The organism is Candidatus Nitrosopumilus salarius BD31 (assembly GCF_000242875.2).
Lineage (GTDB): Archaea > Thermoproteota > Nitrososphaeria > Nitrososphaerales > Nitrosopumilaceae > Nitrosopumilus > Nitrosopumilus salarius.
The window spans coordinates 1-2072 of record NZ_AEXL02000005.1 but is presented as its reverse complement, the minus strand read 5'-3'; the positions used below and the strand labels follow the sequence as shown (position 1 = coordinate 2072).

The 2072-nt window shown below is 30.5% G+C and carries 2 protein-coding genes; both read right to left on the bottom strand.

The annotated features are described in order from the left end of the window. The coding region (locus BD31_RS00090; RefSeq protein WP_008296571.1) for a SirB1 family protein at positions 1–684 on the bottom strand (684 nt) is incomplete at its 3' end. A gap of 3 nt (positions 685–687) precedes the next feature. After that, a complete protein-coding gene (locus tag BD31_RS00085) occupies positions 688–1884 on the bottom strand; it encodes a hypothetical protein (protein ID WP_008296577.1) in 1197 nt (398 codons plus the stop codon). Between the last annotated feature and the right edge of the window lie 188 nt (positions 1885–2072).

The window sequence follows — 2072 nt, the reverse complement described above, 5'->3', positions numbered from 1 at the left end:
TTTATCTCTTATGTCTTCTGGAGATTCCGGCTCTATTGCTAATACCATGTTAGTGCATCGTAATGCTTTATCATAAACAAATGACTGTATGTATGAATTTTTTAAATTACGAGTCAATCTTACTAGTATTTGTTCAGGTTTAACTTCGTCTAGAAATTCAGGTTTGAATTCTACTTCACCTCCAAAATTAGCATCAAGAATATCTTGTAAATCATCCACATCCAACAGACGTCCATCATAAAATGGATCTAAGATCATCTCTTCGTTATATTTTACTAGAATGTGACTTGGAAATCCAACTATTTTAAGTTCCAAACCAATGAACTTTGCAATTTCTACATAAAGAATTGAAATGGTAATTGGAAGGCCTGTTTTTTTATCAATAACTTCATTTAGAAAGTTATTTTTTGGATTGTAGTAATCATCATCGTCTCCACTAAACCCTAAATTTTCAAAGAGATGCTCATTTAACATTGAAATCAAGTATGTTGGATTTTTAACATCACTGATTGATTCTTTTAACGATTTTCCAATATGGCTGATCTTTTTAATGTAATCTTCTACATTCAGATCTGGATATTCTAAAATCTGAGCAAACTTTAGACATTTCTCAACCAAATTGAAATTTGGATTTTCTACAAATGATAGCCATTCTGCAACTAATGGGTCAAATTTTTCTTCCAATTGCTATAAACTCAGTCTCGTGAGGTATAATTGAGGTTCCTTAATCTCTCTCGTATTTGGAGGGTTTGAAATTATTTTTGTGAATGCATCCTTGCCTAATTTTTCATATATTATTTTTGTAAAGTCTTTTCCCATGCTTTTTCGTACTTGGTATGATGAAAAATCTGTGCCCATAAAAGTAGTAAGATAATTCTGAAAATCTTGATCATCTTTAAGGATATTTTCTATTGCAAATGCTGCCATTCCTTCCATGGCTGTAAATGCTGCATGATGTTGTTGGATTGGGACTAACCATTTTTTATAAATCTCCAATAGTTGTGGAATTGATTCTTCTATTTTTGGATCTATTTCTACATGTGTAAACGTCATCACATCTGGTCCGATCTGCTCTATTAGGAAATGGTCTGGATTCAAAAAGAAAAATAGATTTGCTTTTTTTGCAAATGGAAAATCATCTGGCACTGCTTGTAATTGACAATAATCTGATAGTTTGTTGATTGTTTCAGTATCTAGTGATAAGATTATCGTTGCTAACTCTTCATTGATTTTGTTTACTTTCATTGCAGCATTCTTGTTAATTTCTTGTAGGTTTTCTTGTGTGGAATGAATTAACTCTTCTAATACTGTCATCTTTACTGCACCGAGATATCCAGAATTGACATTTTCAAATCTTGATTCGTATGGTTCTCCTTGTTTGTGAAGAATTATTTGTGGATATCTGGATAAAATGAATTTGTTTAAGTAGATTATTGAATCAAGATAATCTCCATATGTAGTGGTGATTTTAGATATGTATTGAATTGCATATGTTGAATACACCAAGTATTTTGCAGTATCTTTTTGCATCAACTCTGCAATTTTTTTTAAATCTTCTTTTGCAACTGCATTGAATAATTCTATGACAAATTCTTTTGATTCCTTGTCTGCAAATACTTTGTCTCCTTTCAATCTTTTTAGATCTTCTAATTCTGGAAACTTTAGTGAAATATTTTTTGGAACATTTAGACCTAGAAAACCTTCAACTTTTTCTTTGAATTCTGGCAAAATCTCATTTGCTATGTCTTCTAGTTCTTTGAATTCTACTTTACCTGAAATATCCTCTTTAGCCTTGATTGCCAAGTTTGTAATCTCACTTTCTTCGTTAATTTCAACTGATAATTGACCAAATAATGCCTCTGCAAATTCTTGAAACTCGCCCAATTCGTATAAAATCTGAAAATACTACATTTAAGATTATCTTGATTTTTCCATCAAAGAAATTATTACCTTACAAATAATTAATTTGTTATACCGATAATGTTAGAATCAAGTCTTGAATTCTTTAGATGTGTTAGATGTGGTTCTAAATTAGAATTAGATGTACTAAAAATAGATAAAGAAATCGAAGA